We start from the raw sequence: 15,137 nt of genomic DNA on the forward strand, positions 1-15,137 counted from the left end.
TAATCTGTGGTGAGTCTTATTCCTTTCTATCCCGTTTCGAACCCCAAAAAGGGAGCCTTCTTACAGCCCCCTATATTCCCTTTCTGCATTGAAGCAAGGGCAAGGTTTCATGGGATTCAGGTCATGATGACCTACAATCAGAGCGTGTGGAAAGATGCGCTTCAATTCGCGGAGCAGTGCAAGCAGCGATGCTTTTTGCTCTAAGGTGCGAGTGTCGGATGGCTGACTGTCGGCATCCAAACCTCCTTCATAACAGATACCGATGGAGTGTCGGTTATGATTGAGGCAATGCGCTCCGATTTTTTCCGGTGGGCGGCCACGGTGAATCTCACCGTCACGAGTCACGTAGAAGTGATAGCCGATGTCACTGAAGCCGCGGTGGCGAATGTGATCGCGGCGGCAATCTTCGAAGCTCAGGCCCACGCCCTGAGGCGTGGCCGAGCAGTGAATAATGAGTAGGGTAATCGTGCGCATGTCTACTGGCAGGCGCCTAACCCTAAAGCTCCCGCAATGGCGGTGGCTACGGTGATGATTACTTTGAGGACAATGCCCCACACGTTTTTTGACTTCTTTTCTTCATTCATAATGATTGATGATTTATAATTTATGTGAATCAGGAGTTATCCCAACGGATTTTCGTCGAGACCACCGCCGTCTCCTCCGGAACCACCGCCGGGAGTGTCACCGGATGAGCTGCCTCCTCCCACGGTGTACATGGAAGCCTCCTTCATTTGCCCTTCCAGATTAATCTGAGCATTGCTCAGCTCACCCGTGGCACGGGCGCGGAGTTTCAATCCCTTTACGTTATTAGCCAATGAGAAGTCGGCGGCAGATTTTGCGCCTTTTTTACTGACAATCCCTACGGAGAAAATTGCCAGATCATCCATTTTTACATTCTTGCCATCCAGAATAAGTTCCTTGGTGCAGGAAACCATGTCTGTCAACACTCCCTTGATGACGCCACTTGAGTAGGGAGTATTGTGGTTGGACATGTGTTTGGCAAGTCTCTCAATGTCGAACGTCTCTTCAATTACGGGACGCGCATACCAGAGACCTTTCAGTAGGCTGTTTTCGCCTGTCACTTGATACTTTTTGTAACGAATCATAATTTGATAAATAATTTAAAAGATTAAACAATTATAATTTAAAAGATTCACGATGTTGAACTCAACAATGCAAAGGTAATATTGTCGGTATAGGCGTTTGTCACTTTCAGACTGTTAGAGTCGATTGAGGTCTGTTTTAGTCTGTTATTTACATATATATCTTTGATAATGTCATGATTTATGTCTATCTTTGATGAAATATAACACATGAATATCAGATATGAACTCTTTTGAAATCCGTACCTATGGGCGTACTGAACTTGCCCAACTCTATTGTCCCGATCTCTGTCCGGAGTCTGCCTACCGTAAGTTGAAACATTGGATCGATCTTTATCCCGGTCTGCGTGCCAGTCTGTCCGCCCTGGGGCTTTCTCCCCGTTCACGCTCCTATACGCCCGCCCAGGTGAGCCTGATAGTAGGCGCACTGGGGGAACCTTAAAGCTAAGGTTTGGGGGCGTAAAGCTGAGGTTTAGCGGTGTGAAGCTGAGGTTGGGAGATGCAAGGCTGAGGTTGAGGGATGCAAGGTTGAGATTGAGAAATACAAAGCTGAGATGAGGCTTTGTAATGGTGAGGTTGGTACACTTGGTACAGAGGTTCACCCTTCCCTTTCGCTTCACACACACGTGCGCGTATATAATGTGTGAGTCCCCCTGCTAATCACTAATCCCTCACCACTCACCACTTCTTACCGCTTACCCGGCTTGCGATAAGTGCCGTTTCTGTCCGTACTTTCCACCAGACCGTGCTTCTGCAGGCGCTTCAGCCAGGTGGAGGCGGTTTCGGGCTTGATACCCATCTCTTCGGCTCTATGTATGAATTCAGCTCGTGTAAATCTCTCCCCCATGCATTGCACAAGCGCATCGCGGTCGGCATTTCCCCGACTGGTCACTTGGGTGGCGGGCAGGAAGGAGAGTATGTGGATGGCGTGGCTGTAGAGGCTTTCGGCGAGCGACAGCACAGCGTGGAAATCGTCGGGGGTGATGCTGAGATCCCATAGGGTGATGATATGGTCTTTCAGATTGTCGGGATTGGTGCCGGGATCGGGCGATACATTGGGTGAACGGGTTATCTCCCCTTGTTCCAATGCGCGGAGCATTGCCACTACCTCCATGATGCGGCAGATGTTGATGGCCAGACGTGCCACACTGCTCGACATTTCACTGCCGTTTGACAGTTCTGAACGGGTGAATAGATTGGAGAACAGTTGGTTGAAATCCTTCTTCTGTCCGTCGGTGAGGCGTAGTGTGAAAGTTCCGCCCATGACGATAGCCTTTAGTTTTTCTTTCCATTCCATGCCCAGCGTGTTGAAAGTCTCTTCGAGATTATTGTCGTTGAGATCGAACTGGTCTTGCCAGTGGTGTATACCGTGCATGTAGTAGAATAGTTCTCGGGAGAATAGCCCGTTTTCGGTAGTGGGTATCAGTGGTTTTACCTGTGCGGGGGTACCGGACAGGAGTACGGCAAGAAACACCTTTTTCACTTCACGGTATTCCCGGTCGGTGCGTCGGTTGTAGGAGATCCGGTCGTGGTCGAAAGCCTTTCGCATGGTGTCGCTCCAATGTCCGTATTCTGAGCCGATAGCGGTGGATATGGTGTCGGCTTCGCTTTCGCATATCAGGCCTGTTCCGTCGGAATCTATCAGGTTTTGCAGGATGCCGGTTCCCGTATTGTTACCGGGGATGAGGAACATCTTGTCGGGAGGCATCATGGGCGCTTCGGTCTTCGCCCGTTCTTTGCCCAACGCTTCGTATTTTGATTTTTCACGCCGGTAGCATGCCATACTTTCAGCCGTCTGCTTTCGGATCTCATCATGAAAGGGCTCTACCAACAGGCGTACCAGTGATAGTATACCTTTGCCCGATGTGGATGGTGCCACGACAAAAGTTTGCAGGCAGGGCGACGTCATTTTTCCTCCATAAGCACACCGGACGTTCCGCCCCATACTTGCCCCCAGCACAGTGACCGTTCCCAATAGAAGAATATCGTATTGTGTGCGGGAGGTAGCGCAGCTCAGGATACGTCCCAGGGGATAAGGCCACCGGGTGCGTTCGTCGAAAGTGGGTAGAGGTGATATCGGGTCGCTGCCCGTTGCCGTGTCTTCTTCGCATATGCTTACTTCTTCTCCTTCTTTACGTGCGCGTGTGTGTGAAGCGGAAGATGAGGGTGAACCTTGTGTACCAAGTGTACCAACACCGGATGGAATTTCGGCTTGAATTTTTACGCCGCACAACTCGGCCAGGTGGAAGGCTGTGCCTATATGTACGTCGTTGTGTCCGGTTTTCAGCGCGTTGCTGAATAGTTTTTCGGCTGCCTGCGGGTCATACTTTGATGAAAGGCTGCACAAGGCGAGAAAATCCTGACGGCCTGCCTCTCCGCAGTCCGTGGCGATGGCAAAGGCAAGTTGTATATACTCTTGATAACTGGGAGCGATGTCTGCTCCCGCATTCCTGACGGCTTCGGTCAGGAGATGTAATGAAGATATTGGTTCCATTGAATGCTTAATTTGTAATTTGTAATTCGTAATTTATTACTCGCCATTTGTAATTCTGATCAACGCTCCCGGATCATGGCATAGGAAACAGGAGCGTACGAGGTCTTTTCCCGACGTATCCACTCCTTTTCCCGATTGCTGGTGGTCGGTGTCGTACATACAGTGCACATAGTTCATGGCCCAGCGGATTCCATCTGTAGCACTTTGCCCTATGGCGCAGGGCACGAAGGCTTTCACACCCTGTCCGGTGGGGCTGACGAACACTAAGGCAGGGCACAGATAGGGATCGTCGAATAACAGTTGGCGCAGTTTTTCGGCTTCTTCGGTAGATTCAAGATGGTCGATGTCCACTACTACCAGTCCGGAGGCTTCTTCTATGCAGTCACTTCGCCGGCGGGTGAAGACTCCGCAGGGAGTCACGTAGGGCAGTGTCTGCTGCTTCAGGAGGCGGCAGGTATTGTCATCACCCAGCAGTGCGGCGTTTCGTACTTCGTGGGTGAGTGCGGCAAGTTTCGCGTTTGAAGTGATAAGTTTGTGTACTTCGTTCACATCCACTGTGCGTAGTGGGGTTAGTGTGGCATTTCTCAGGTTTTTTCCGGAAATTTTATCTCTTATCGGTGAGATAGGAGGCATGAATAGCGACATTCTGAAAATGTTTTCCATTGCGTTGTTTCTTAGTTGAGTAACTTTCATTTTTTTTATTTACTTCGGCAGTCTGTCGGGCATAAAAAAGAGAAGATGTCACTTTGGGATAAAGCGGCATCTTCTCATAGCGGGGCTTAATCTTTGCTAAAGCGAGAGCAAAGATAGGCTCTTTTGCAACATGTTATTCAACACTAATTCATACCTGTATTTTGTTATTATTTTCTCTTTTTACCTCTTGGGTTTTTGAAGTCGCATTCTTTGGCAATATCTGTCAATTCCTGTCTTATGGTATTGACAGCTATCTGTTTACCATTATTTTTCAAAAACTTTTCGTTTTTATATAAAAAACGTGCAAGCGTTGTCAATCCGTTTTCCGGAGATACGTCCAGACAGTTTGTTATATAGAGTTCCAAATATGCTTTTTCTATAATATCCCTGCGGTCGATTATTCTCGTAATGGTAGCTCCTGTTTTGGGGCCTCTTTTCAACCTAATCCTTTGTCTAATTGATTGTTTACTGTTGTTTTCGTTCTCTTTTGCAGTTTTTTTTTGCTGCTTTATTGGCTTTATTATTTTTCATACTTCTAATGATTTTATGTCAGAATTAGTGATGAAAAAATATGTTGCAAGTTACGAAGGTAAGTGTAAAAAGAAGAGTGGACAAGAAAATTGGGATAATATTGATTTTATATACTGTTTTACGACGCTTAATTGACTGATATATAATTTGTTGGAGTGAAAACGGATAGGTGTTCAAAAAACGTTCGTTTAATGGACACCAATATTTGTAAAGAAAATGTTTCTTATAAAAACATCAAGTTGAATAGATATTAATGATATTTTTTTAGAATATAAAATCTTATATATGAGATGCTTACATGAGGAAAAGAGGGCCTGAAAAAATATTTTTATCAAACATTTTGGTCATTCAAAAAATACCTTTTACCTTTGCGCCCATTAAACGAACGATTAAAAGACAACTAATCTTCCTTAATCACCCGTTTATAGCTTTTGGCTCCAGAAGCTCCACATAGATGTTTCACAGCTTCTTTTTCCGCGATGGTAGGAAGTTCTGAAATGAAATGAATGCAGCATAAGTTATTAAAAATAATCGCATTACATAATTTGACCGGTAGGTATTTCACTACTCCGGTGTCCCTAAAAAATGTCCTTACGCGAAGTTGCTTTGCGAAAATATCATGACTGAAAGTACTCACTCTCAGCTTTCAACTTTCAACTCTCAAAATCTCCATTGGTTTGCTGTTCGTGTCTCTTATAGTCGTGAACTGACTCTTAAGTCTATTCTTGATAAAGAGAACATAGAGAGCTTTATTCCTATGTGCTATGGAATGGTGATGAAAGGTGGTAAGCGTGTCCGTAGATTGGTGCCCGCCATACATAATCTTGTCTTCGTTCATTCTACGCGCAAACGTATTGATGCTTTGAAGGACGAACTTGAGGGAACGATGCCTATACGTTTCATTATGAATCGTGAACATTGCCGTCCGGTAGTTATTCCTGATGTGCAGATGCGCAGTTTTATTTTGGTAGCCGGTAGTCACGATGAGCCAATTCTTTATATGGAAGCAGCCGAACTGAATTTGGTAAAAGGTCAGAAGGTTCGTATCACTGATGGTGTTTTCAAGGGCGTAATCGGTGAGTTTGTCCGTATTCGCCATGATCGCCGTGTGGTAGTCAATATTGAAGGTGTCATGGCTGTAGCTACTACCTTTATCCCGCCTTCGCTTGTTGAGCCGTTAACTGTTGATTGACACTCTGTTGATTGACATTAATCATTGATTGGCATTGTTGTTGATAATAATCGTTAGTTGATACATAAATATTGTGTCCTCTTAAATCTTTCGAAGTATCTTCTCTTTTTGAAATAAAACATTTAATAATATGAATTCTAATTCTTCATCATTATTTTCCTTAGCCCATGATCTTCTAACCTACGGGCTTGATGGAAGTCCCATTTATGCGGACCAATTTACACGTTTGAACCGTGATGTTTACGAACGGGCTATCGAACTTTATAACATTCATGGAGCTACGGCCGAAGAGGAGGCTGAACTTTGCCTTGCTTTGTTAGTGGCTTTCGCTGCAACGATTTATGATAATGGCTGCAAGCAGGAATATATTCAGAATGTTCTGGATCGTAGCTGGGAGGTGCTTCCGAAGCTTTCTGCGTCATTGCTGAAGGTGCGTTTGTTAACTTATTGTTATGGGGAAATTTATGATGAGGAACTCATTCAAGAAGCTCATTGCATAATCAATTCTTGGGATAAGTCTTCTTTGACTTTGGATCAAATTGAGATAATGAAAGAGCTAAAAAATATAGAAGAAAATCCTTATCCTTGGGAAGAATTTACTGACGATTTTAAATAGAGTAATGTGTACCCTAAAATGAAGTAAGTAATGCTTATCTGGATAAAGATTATCTTATAATTGTGTGAAGAATGAATATACTTATAACAGGCGCTAAAGGTTTTATTGGAAAGAATCTCTGTGCGCAATTAAATAATATTGCTACTAATAGAGCTCGTTGGTATAAAGTAGATCCTAATATCACCATAATGGAGTATGATATTGATTCAGGATTTGAACAACTTGAAGCCTATTGCAAAAAAGCGGACTTTGTGTTTAATTTGGCCGGAACTAATAGACCGAAAGACGTTAGTGAGTTCATGAAAGGGAACTTTGATTTCACTTTCACGCTTCTTAATACCTTGAAAAAATATGGAAATAAATGCCCTGTTATGATTTCGTCGTCAAGTCAAGCTGCATTAGATAATCCGTATGGACAGTCGAAAAAAGCTGGAGAAGATTTGATGTTTCAATATGCAGAAGAGACAGGTGCAAAAGTGTTAATATATCGTTTCCCGAATCTTTTTGGTAAATGGTGCCGGCCTAATTATAATTCTGTTATAGCAACATTTTGTAATAACATAGCCAATGATTTGCCTATTCAGGTAAATGATCCTAATGTGATGCTGAATCTTGTTTATATAGATGATGTAGTGGATGAATTAATTAACGCGTTGACTGGTGACGAATATAGGGAAGGGCGATTCTGTTATGTGCCTAACGTGCATCGGGTGAGATTAGGAGATATTGTTGATTTGTTGAATTCTTTTGAAAGAGGAAGAACTTCTCTTCAAGTGCCTTATGTAAGTGATTCTTTTAAGAAAGCTCTCTACTCAACATTTGTATCTTATCTACCGGAATCCAAAATATCTTTTGCTCTGAATATGAATATAGATACAAGGGGGAGTTTTACAGAGTTTATAAAAACAGAAAATCATGGGCAGATATCTATTAATATTTCAAAACCTGGCATAACTAAGGGACAACACTGGCATAATAATAGTGTTGAACGTTTTTTAGTAGTAAGTGGCTGCGGTCTTATTCAGTTGCGAAAAGTTGGTGTAGATGAGAACGGTAATAAATATCCAGTTATCAGTTATAGTGTGGATGGTAGTAATTTAAGAGTAATAGAGATGCTCCCGGGATACACTCACAACTTGATTAATCTTTCTGAAACAGAAGATATGGTTACTATTATTTGGAGTAATGATTGCTTTGATCCCAATCGTCCTGATACATATTTTGAACCTGTAGAATAAAATAAATATGCTGAATGGTAAATCTATACTTATAACTGGAGGTACAGGCTTTTTCGGACAAAAGTTTGTAGAAACGGTTTTTCGGGATTATCCCGGTGTAAAAAAGATTATTGTTTATTCTCGGGGAGAATCTGCTCAATATACTATGCAGCAGCAATATCCCCACAAACAATATCCTCAGTTGCGTTTCTTTATAGGAGATGTAAGAGATAAGGATCGTTTGTTAAGGGCGTGTGATGGGGTTGATATTTTAATTCATGCCGCATCTATATCTCAACCTGATACGGCAGAATATAATCCGGAAGAGTGTGTAAAGACGAATGTTATCGGAGCACAAAATGTGATAGATGTAGCTCTTATTTGTAATATAAAAAATATAATTTCATTATCATCAGATAAAGCATGTGCACCGATCAATTTATATGGAGCATCTCAGTTGTTAGCCGATAAGCTTTTTGTGGCTGCCAATAATATAAAAGGAAGAAAAGATGTTAAGTTCTCTGTGGTCCGCTATGGCAATGTAATGGGGGCAAGAGGTTCTGTTATTCCATATTTTATTGCACGTAGGGATATGGGGGCAAAGGAGCTTCCCATTACGGATAAACGTATGACCCGTTTTAATGTTACACAGCAATCTGCAGTAGATATGGTAATGTTCGCTATACAAAATCATTTAGGAGGAGAAATTTTTATTCCGAAGTGTCCGTCATATCGTATTACTGATGTGGCTATAGCAATAGCTCCTAATCTTTTGCAAAATGAAGTAGGTGTTCGTCCAAGCGAAAAGTTGCACGAACAGATGATAACGAAAGATGATGCAATAAATACGATTGATTTAGGTAATTCGTATGCAATCCTTCCTGCAATAGCATTTACCGATAACCGTAACAAGGAGACTTATCTTGCTCATTACAATGCTGAATTAGTTTCAGAAGATTTTGTTTATGGTTCAGATACGAATACAGAATGGGAGACTGTTGAATCATTGAGAGATAAGATACGTAAATATGTAAGTTCAAGTTTTAAAGTAAAATAATGATATGATAGACCATACTATTTCTTATGGTCGCCAGTATATTACTGACGAGGATATTCAGGCTGTTGTAGAGGCCCTTAAATCTGATTATCTTACTCAGGGGCCAAAAATTAATAAATTTGAGAGTGTATTTGCTCAATTCTGTAATAGTAAATATGCTTGTGTGGTGAGTAATGGTACCGCAGCTTTGCATTTGTGTGCTATGGCTTTGGGTATTAAGCCCGGTGATAAGATTATTACTACCCCAAATACTTTTGTAGCTAGTGCCAATGGTTTTCGCTATCAAGGAGCGGAAATTACTTTTTGTGATATCCATCCTCAAACTTTCTTGATGGATTTAGATAAATTGGAAACTATTCTGAAAACTTCGCCTAAAGGAACGTATAAAGCTGTAGTTCCTGTAGATTTTGCTGGATACCCGATTGATGGGGAGAGAATGAGGCAACTTGCAGACCAATATGGTTTTGCTATTGTGGAAGATGCTTGCCATGCTCCGGGAGCCACCTTTACTGATAGTAAAGGGATAATAAACCGAGTTGGTAATAGTTCATATGCGGATCTTACAGTCTTTTCTTTTCATCCGGTAAAGCATATTGCTACGGGTGAAGGGGGAGCTGTTACAACTAACAATAGAGAACTGTACGAAAAAGTATGTCTTTATAGAACTCATGGTATTACTCGTGATTCGGAAAAGTTAACAAGGCATGATGGCGGATGGTATTATGAAATGCAAGAGCTTGGTTATAACTACCGTTTTACCGAATTTCAAGCAGCATTGGGAATCTCCCAGTTAGGAAGGATGGATTGGAGTATTTCTCGTCGTGGGGAGATTGCAAAGAAGTATGATAAAGCTTTTGAAGGAACCGTTATTAAAACTCCTTTTAGAGCAGATAATGTCCTTCATGCGTTTCACTTATATATTATTCAGGTTGATAATAGAAAAGCCTTGTATGACTTTTTGCGTGAGAATAACATCTTTGCCCAAGTTCTTTATGCACCGGCACACTTGATGCCATATTATAAACAATTTGGATGGAAAGAAGGAGATTGTCCTGTTGCTGAGGAATACTACACTAACTGTTTGGCATTACCAATGTTTCCTTCGCTTACTAATGAAGAACAGGACTGGGTTATTGAAAAGGTTTTAGAATTTGTAAGGTGATGAGGAACATAGCAATTATACCTGCTCGTGGTGGTAGCAAACGTATTCCTCATAAAAATATCAAGCCTTTTATGGGGAAACCTATCATTGCCTACTCCATTGAAACAGCTCTTTCAACGCATCTCTTTGATGAAGTAATGGTATCAACGGATGATTTAGAAATAGCAGAAGTGGCACGACAATATGGAGCTTCAGTTCCTTTCTTGAGAACAGAAGAAACGGCAAATGATTATGCTACATTAGCAGATGTTATTCGAGAAGTATTGGATAGATATAAAGAACAAGGAGATTTTTTTGATAATATGTGCTGTATTCTGGCAACTTCTCCATTACTTCTGAATGAGGATATTGTTGTTGGCTATGAAAGATTGATTCACTCGGATTTTTCGTCTATAGTACCTATTGTACAGTTCTCATATCCTATATTGCGTTCATATGGTATGAACAGTGAGGGGGAAATCTATTTCAATTGGCCGGAATATGCTAAAACTCGTAGTCAGGATTTGGAATCTGCCTATCATGATTCAGGCACATTCTATTGGCATAAGATTGACCGTTGGCTCTCTGGTGACATTAAAAGAGGAGGGATAGTGGTTGACGAAGATCGAGTGCAAGATATTGATACAGAACAAGATTGGAAGATGGCAGAAATTAAGTACAAAATGCTGTATGTTCGCGGGTAAATGCCTGAAATCTTAATTCATATTACTGTTATATAATAAAAGATTGAAGAAAAGAATATTATTTAGAGCAGATGCTAATGTCCAAATAGGTTATGGTCATTTTGTTCGTACATTGGCTTTAGCAGATATGCTAAAAGATGATTTTGAGTGTGTATTTTATACTCAAGAACCGGCAGAATATCAAAAGCGAGCAGTTGGTGAAGTTTGTGATCTTGTAGCTCTTCCGTCTGATGAAACTAAATTTGATGTATTTCTTTCTTGTCTTTCCGGTAATGAAATAGTTTTTTTGGATAATTATTTCTTTACATCTGAATATGAGAGACAAATAAAGAGAAAGGGATGTAAATTGGTTTGTTTGGCTCCATATAATATACATCACTATTCAGATGTTCTAATTAATTATGTAGAAGAGGATTTTTCAAAGTATTCTGTTGAACCATATACTAAAATATTATGTGGGTTTGAGTGGGTTATTCTTCGTGCACCATTTAGGAAATATAAATCAGAAAAAAAAATATCATCTAATATCATCACAATATGTTTTGGAGGTACAGATCAATATTTACTGACGGAAAAAACATTTAGGTATTTGAAAAACTGTAAACTTCAATATGAAATTCATCTCATAGCTTCTAGTGTTATTGGTACTGAAAGAATTCGTGAGTTTTTGTCAGAAGGGTTAGCAGTCCACATAGATGCTTCCGCACAAGAAATAGCTAACCTTTTTGACGTATCAAAATTTGCGATATTATCAAGTAGTATGATTTGTTATGAGGCGTTATCAAGAGGGACAAAGGTTCTTTCTGGATATTATGTTGATAACCAGTTAGGTGTGTATAATGCTTTATTAAAGACTAATTCCATTATACCATTAGGAAATCTACTTGATGAAAATTATCTAAACTCGTTGGCTGAGGCTTTAACATGTGATAATTTGAACGTAGCATCTTTTATTGATTATTCAAAACAAAAAGAAAAATATATCTCAATCTTTCATTTGTTATGAATATAGATCGAAATAAAATTTATCAAATAAATGACTATACGTATAAAAACTTTGTAGGTCTTACTCTTGAAGAAGTGAAGTTAGTTTGGGAGTGGAGAAATCATGAGGATATACGTAAGTGGATGATAACAAAAGATATTATTCCGTTTGAAAATCATTGTACTTTTGTACGTAATTTGTCAAAAAGGAATGATGCATATTATTGGCTATTTTATAGGGATAATATACCAATAGGGGTGTTGAGTATCATAAACGTAGATTATGAACATAAAGAAGGAGAACCTGGATACTACCTTTCACCGTATATGGCAAATTCTGGTATAGGCATAGAAATGCAGTATTACTATAAAAAATTGTTTTTTGACGAATTGGGATTTGAAAATCTTTTTGGGCATCTTTTGTGGGGTAATACTAATGCATATCAACTTTCCAGGTTCTTTGGAGCAATAGAGGATAAGATTATAGAAATTGATGGTCGGAAATATGTGAAAATGCATACGCCTGCAACTGAGTTTCGAAAACTATCAGGAGATAAATTAATAAATCAGTTTGTTAAATTCAACAAACAAAATCCCGTTAAATGGTGATTCTATGAAACTAAAAGAGAATAGAGTTTATATTATTGCTGAATTGTCAGCCAACCATAATCATAATTTTGATTTGGCTGTGAAAACGATTGAAGCGATGGCAGCTTCAGGTGCTGATGCAGTTAAAATACAAACATATAAGCCGGATTCGCTTGTTATGGATATAAATAACGAACATTTCGGTATGATAAAATCAGGTCTTTGGAAAGGAGTTACCCGTTATCAATTATATGCTGATGCTTATATGCCTTATGAATGGCAACCGGAATTAAAGAATATATCAGAACGGTTAGGTTTGGATTTCTTTTCTACACCATTTGATTTAGAAGGGGTGGCTTTTTTGCAAAAGATGGAAATTCCTATCTATAAGATTGCTTCTTTTGAGATAAATGATATACCTCTTATCAAGCAGGTGGCTAAAGTAGGCAAACCTATAATTATGTCTACAGGTGTTGCCGATTACAATGATATAAAGATCGCTCTTGATGCTTGTTATGAAATGGGGAATAAAGATGTTTCATTGTTGAAATGTACGTCTGAATATCCTGCGTCGTTAGAACAAGCCAATCTTCTGACAATTCCTGATATGATTGCTACTTTTAAGACTGTAGTTGGGGTTTCAGATCATACGATGGGGAGTGTGGTTCCAATGACTTCTGTTGCGTTAGGTGCAAGAATTGTAGAAAAGCATTTCATTTTAGATAGATCATTGGGTGGACCAGATTCTTCTTTTTCGATGGAACCTCAAGAATTTAAGAAAATGGTGGATGATGTAAGAGATGTGGAAAGTGCATTAGGAGGGATAAAAAGAGAAATCTCGGATAGAGAACGGGCTAAAAGAAGAGCCATTTATGCCATTGTGGATATTAATCCAGGTGATATTTTTACCGTTGAGAATACAAAATCATTTAGACCTGCTGATGGCTTATCGCCTGTTTATTATGAACAGATGTTAGGGCAAATAGCAAAGAGATACATTCCTATGGGAGAACCTTTGCAGTTAAGTGATATTGATATTAATAATAAAATAATTTAAGAATATGGAATTACAAAATTTTATTCAAAACATAGTAGATTTGTTTGATGACATTGACACTAGTAACTTTTCAGCATTGACTGATTTTAAAGATAATGATGAGTGGAATTCGTTACTGGCACTATCTGTAATAGCTATGGTGGATGAGGAATATGGTGTTATTATCACAAGTGATGAAATTAAGCAGGCAAAGACTATTGAAGAGTTATATATGATTCTTAAATCTAAGTGATGAGCTATAATCCATTTTCTTTAGAAGGAAAAACGATACTTGTTACGGGAGCTTCATCTGGTATTGGAAGAGCTACTGCTATAGAATGTTCAAAACTTGGAGCAAATTTGATTTTGACTGGTAGGAAGGAGTTGTCTTTGCAAGAGACCAAAGAACAATTAACTATTCAAAATGAAGAACATACTATAATTGTTGCTGATTTGACAAATGAAGAGGCTTGTGAAAATTTGGTAGCTCAATTACCATTGTTAGATGGATGTGTTAGTAATGCAGGGGTAAGTAAAATGCTACCGTTGCAATATTATTCTTCAAATGTTTTAAATGAAGTATTTCAAATTAATTGTTTTTCTCCTATGTTACTGTTGAAGTACTTAGTGAAGAAAAAAAAACTTAGAAATCCCTCTTCTGTAGTATTTACTGCATCAATCTCTGGATATAATAATATAGCTCTTGCTAATGGTATTTATGGAACTTCAAAGAGTGCGTTGAGTGCTTATATGAAATTTGCAGCTTTAGAATTAGCTGGAAAGGGCATTCGATGTAACGCTGTACATCCGGGTAGGGTTAATACCCCTTTAATTTCAAGTTCTTGGTTAACAAAAGAAGATGTAATTAAAGATATAGAACAATATCCTTTAAGACGTTATGGCAATCCGGAAGAGATTGCTTATGCTATCATTTATTTACTCTCGGATGCGTCAGCTTGGGTTACTGGTACCAATTTAGTGATTGATGGCGGACGTAATTTAAAGTGAAATAATTACCTAAAAAACGAACAGGAAAAACATGTAAATGGAAGGTGAAAATATTATCATAACAGGGGCTAACCGTGGTATTGGGAAGGAGCTTGTAAAGGTATTCGCAGAAGCTGGTGCTAATATTTGGGCTTGTATGCGAAAAGAAAATGAGGATTTTATTTCATGGAAATCAGAGCTGGAACACATACACAATGTTTGGATAAAGACGGTCTGTTTTGATATAACTGATAGTGAGTCATTTGATATTGGAATCAAGAGTATACTTGATGAGAATATAAAAATTGATGTACTTATTAATAATGCTGGTATTTCTACTGTGAAATTATTAAATAAAAGTAAACTTGAGGAGGTTAAAGCGTTGTTTAATGTTAATTATTTTTCAATGCTTAATATGATTCAGAAAATATCAAAAAAAATGGTCAGACAAAAGAGTGGGGTAATAATTAATATGGGCTCTATTGCAGGTATTGAACCACAGCCAGGTAAGATTGCGTATGGAAGTAGTAAGGCTGCCGTATTATTTATGACCCAATGTTTGGCGAAAGAATTGGGGCCTCTTGGAATTAGGGTAAATGCCATAGCTCCTGGACCGATAGAAACTGAAATGATTCAACAATATAATACTGAGCAATTAAAGCAGTTATCAGTAGAGTCGTCGTTAAGACGTTTGGGTAAAACGGAAGAAATTGCTCAAGTAGCTTTATTCTTGGCATCGGAACGAGCTTCATATATTAATGGTGCGATTATTAAAGTTGATGGAGGACGATAAT

The 15,137-nt window shown here is 39.4% G+C and carries 19 protein-coding genes; 13 read left to right on the top strand and 6 right to left on the bottom strand.

The annotated features are described in order from the left end of the window. Positions 1-60: 60 nt before the first annotated feature. The 3 genes from K429_RS0123030 to K429_RS0123040 are packed head-to-tail and all read right to left on the bottom strand — an operon-like array spanning position 61 to position 1,106. Positions 61-474 carry an N-acetylmuramoyl-L-alanine amidase gene (locus K429_RS0123030; RefSeq protein ID WP_029328233.1) on the bottom strand — a complete coding sequence of 138 codons (414 nt, stop codon included), beginning with the start codon at positions 472-474 and terminating at the stop codon, positions 61-63. A gap of 2 nt (positions 475-476) precedes the next feature. After that, entirely contained in the window at positions 477-584 is a 108-nt protein-coding gene (locus K429_RS31340) for a smalltalk protein (protein ID WP_149920649.1), read from the bottom strand. 36 nt (positions 585-620) lie between these two features. Beyond that, positions 621-1,106, bottom strand: a complete 486-nt coding sequence (locus tag K429_RS0123040) for a DNA-binding protein (protein WP_029328234.1) — start codon at positions 1,104-1,106, stop codon at positions 621-623. A gap of 220 nt (positions 1,107-1,326) precedes the next feature. Between K429_RS0123040 and K429_RS0123045 the strand changes: the two genes are divergently transcribed. Continuing rightward, the gene (locus K429_RS0123045) at positions 1,327-1,545 is read left to right on the top strand and encodes a DUF4248 domain-containing protein (protein WP_029328235.1); all 219 of its coding nucleotides are present in this window, start codon (positions 1,327-1,329) and stop codon (positions 1,543-1,545) included. 246 nt (positions 1,546-1,791) lie between these two features. Here the strand turns inward: K429_RS0123045 and K429_RS0123050 are convergent, their stop codons facing one another. The 3 genes from K429_RS0123050 to K429_RS0123060 form a co-directional block, all read right to left on the bottom strand. Continuing rightward, entirely contained in the window at positions 1,792-3,597 is a 1,806-nt protein-coding gene (locus K429_RS0123050) for a DUF3987 domain-containing protein (RefSeq protein WP_029328236.1), read from the bottom strand. A gap of 36 nt (positions 3,598-3,633) precedes the next feature. Next, positions 3,634-4,260, bottom strand: a complete 627-nt coding sequence (locus K429_RS0123055; protein ID WP_029328237.1) for a BT4734/BF3469 family protein — start codon at positions 4,258-4,260, stop codon at positions 3,634-3,636. Positions 4,261-4,457: 197 nt separating this feature from the next. Continuing rightward, positions 4,458-4,730, bottom strand: a complete 273-nt coding sequence (locus K429_RS0123060) for a hypothetical protein (protein WP_007213503.1) — start codon at positions 4,728-4,730, stop codon at positions 4,458-4,460. A gap of 710 nt (positions 4,731-5,440) precedes the next feature. Between K429_RS0123060 and K429_RS0123065 the strand changes: the two genes are divergently transcribed. The 12 genes from K429_RS0123065 to K429_RS0123120 all read left to right on the top strand — a co-directional run bounded on the left by K429_RS0123065 (position 5,441) and on the right by K429_RS0123120 (position 15,136). Then, complete coding sequence (locus K429_RS0123065) at positions 5,441-6,013, top strand: UpxY family transcription antiterminator (protein ID WP_007213507.1); 573 nt, start codon at positions 5,441-5,443, stop codon at positions 6,011-6,013. Positions 6,014-6,143: 130 nt separating this feature from the next. Beyond that, positions 6,144-6,629, top strand: a complete 486-nt coding sequence (locus K429_RS0123070) for a UpxZ family transcription anti-terminator antagonist (protein ID WP_029328238.1) — start codon at positions 6,144-6,146, stop codon at positions 6,627-6,629. 71 nt (positions 6,630-6,700) lie between these two features. After that, positions 6,701-7,867, top strand: a complete 1,167-nt coding sequence (locus tag K429_RS0123075; protein ID WP_029328239.1) for a capsular polysaccharide biosynthesis protein CapF — start codon at positions 6,701-6,703, stop codon at positions 7,865-7,867. A gap of 7 nt (positions 7,868-7,874) precedes the next feature. Beyond that, positions 7,875-8,903: a UDP-N-acetylglucosamine 4,6-dehydratase (inverting) gene (gene pseB / locus K429_RS0123080; protein WP_029328240.1), complete on the top strand. Its 1,029-nt coding sequence runs from the start codon at positions 7,875-7,877 to the stop codon at positions 8,901-8,903. Between the two features lie 4 nt (positions 8,904-8,907). Then, positions 8,908-10,065: a UDP-4-amino-4,6-dideoxy-N-acetyl-beta-L-altrosamine transaminase gene (gene pseC, locus K429_RS0123085; protein WP_029328241.1), complete on the top strand. Its 1,158-nt coding sequence runs from the start codon at positions 8,908-8,910 to the stop codon at positions 10,063-10,065. Next, complete coding sequence (gene pseF / locus K429_RS0123090) at positions 10,065-10,748, top strand: pseudaminic acid cytidylyltransferase (protein ID WP_029328242.1); 684 nt, start codon at positions 10,065-10,067, stop codon at positions 10,746-10,748. Before pseC ends, pseF begins: the two co-directional genes overlap by 1 nt. Before the next feature lie 43 nt (positions 10,749-10,791). Next, the gene (locus tag K429_RS0123095) at positions 10,792-11,754 is read left to right on the top strand and encodes a hypothetical protein (RefSeq protein WP_029328243.1); all 963 of its coding nucleotides are present in this window, start codon (positions 10,792-10,794) and stop codon (positions 11,752-11,754) included. Further along, positions 11,751-12,341, top strand: coding sequence for a UDP-4-amino-4,6-dideoxy-N-acetyl-beta-L-altrosamine N-acetyltransferase (pseH, locus tag K429_RS0123100; RefSeq protein ID WP_029328244.1), 591 nt, complete (start codon positions 11,751-11,753; stop codon positions 12,339-12,341). Before K429_RS0123095 ends, pseH begins: the two co-directional genes overlap by 4 nt. Before the next feature lie 4 nt (positions 12,342-12,345). After that, positions 12,346-13,377, top strand: a complete 1,032-nt coding sequence (gene pseI, locus K429_RS0123105; protein ID WP_029328245.1) for a pseudaminic acid synthase — start codon at positions 12,346-12,348, stop codon at positions 13,375-13,377. Between the two features lie 4 nt (positions 13,378-13,381). Continuing rightward, a complete protein-coding gene (locus K429_RS0123110; RefSeq protein WP_029328246.1) occupies positions 13,382-13,609 on the top strand; it encodes a phosphopantetheine-binding protein in 228 nt (75 codons plus the stop codon). Continuing rightward, positions 13,609-14,364: an SDR family NAD(P)-dependent oxidoreductase gene (locus K429_RS0123115; protein ID WP_029328247.1), complete on the top strand. Its 756-nt coding sequence runs from the start codon at positions 13,609-13,611 to the stop codon at positions 14,362-14,364. The genes K429_RS0123110 and K429_RS0123115 overlap by 1 nt, the downstream gene beginning before the upstream one ends. A gap of 37 nt (positions 14,365-14,401) precedes the next feature. After that, complete coding sequence (locus K429_RS0123120) at positions 14,402-15,136, top strand: SDR family NAD(P)-dependent oxidoreductase (protein WP_029328248.1); 735 nt, start codon at positions 14,402-14,404, stop codon at positions 15,134-15,136. The last annotated feature ends 1 nt before the right edge of the window (position 15,137 follow it).

The organism is Bacteroides sp. 14(A), assembly GCF_000526555.1.
GTDB lineage: Bacteria > Bacteroidota > Bacteroidia > Bacteroidales > Bacteroidaceae > Bacteroides > Bacteroides cellulosilyticus.

Excerpts from the sequence above, each read along its gene's own strand:
- K429_RS0123115 (WP_029328247.1), top strand. The coding sequence starts at position 13,609 with ATGAGCTATAATCCATTTTCTTTAGAAGGAAAAACGATACTTGTTACG.
- pseB (WP_029328240.1), top strand. The coding sequence starts at position 7,875 with ATGCTGAATGGTAAATCTATACTTATAACTGGAGGTACAGGCTTTTTC.
- K429_RS0123045 (WP_029328235.1), top strand. The coding sequence starts at position 1,327 with ATGAACTCTTTTGAAATCCGTACCTATGGGCGTACTGAACTTGCCCAA.
- K429_RS0123120 (WP_029328248.1), top strand. The coding sequence starts at position 14,402 with ATGGAAGGTGAAAATATTATCATAACAGGGGCTAACCGTGGTATTGGG.
- K429_RS0123065 (WP_007213507.1), top strand. The coding sequence starts at position 5,441 with ATGACTGAAAGTACTCACTCTCAGCTTTCAACTTTCAACTCTCAAAAT.
- K429_RS0123055 (WP_029328237.1), bottom strand. The coding sequence starts at position 4,260 with ATGGAAAACATTTTCAGAATGTCGCTATTCATGCCTCCTATCTCACCG.
- K429_RS0123110 (WP_029328246.1), top strand. The coding sequence starts at position 13,382 with ATGGAATTACAAAATTTTATTCAAAACATAGTAGATTTGTTTGATGAC.
- pseI (WP_029328245.1), top strand. The coding sequence starts at position 12,346 with ATGAAACTAAAAGAGAATAGAGTTTATATTATTGCTGAATTGTCAGCC.
- pseF (WP_029328242.1), top strand. The coding sequence starts at position 10,065 with ATGAGGAACATAGCAATTATACCTGCTCGTGGTGGTAGCAAACGTATT.
- K429_RS0123030 (WP_029328233.1), bottom strand. The coding sequence starts at position 474 with ATGCGCACGATTACCCTACTCATTATTCACTGCTCGGCCACGCCTCAG.
- K429_RS0123040 (WP_029328234.1), bottom strand. The coding sequence starts at position 1,106 with ATGATTCGTTACAAAAAGTATCAAGTGACAGGCGAAAACAGCCTACTG.
- pseH (WP_029328244.1), top strand. The coding sequence starts at position 11,751 with ATGAATATAGATCGAAATAAAATTTATCAAATAAATGACTATACGTAT.
- K429_RS0123070 (WP_029328238.1), top strand. The coding sequence starts at position 6,144 with ATGAATTCTAATTCTTCATCATTATTTTCCTTAGCCCATGATCTTCTA.
- K429_RS31340 (WP_149920649.1), bottom strand. The coding sequence starts at position 584 with ATGAATGAAGAAAAGAAGTCAAAAAACGTGTGGGGCATTGTCCTCAAA.
- K429_RS0123075 (WP_029328239.1), top strand. The coding sequence starts at position 6,701 with ATGAATATACTTATAACAGGCGCTAAAGGTTTTATTGGAAAGAATCTC.
- pseC (WP_029328241.1), top strand. The coding sequence starts at position 8,908 with ATGATAGACCATACTATTTCTTATGGTCGCCAGTATATTACTGACGAG.
- K429_RS0123050 (WP_029328236.1), bottom strand. The coding sequence starts at position 3,597 with ATGGAACCAATATCTTCATTACATCTCCTGACCGAAGCCGTCAGGAAT.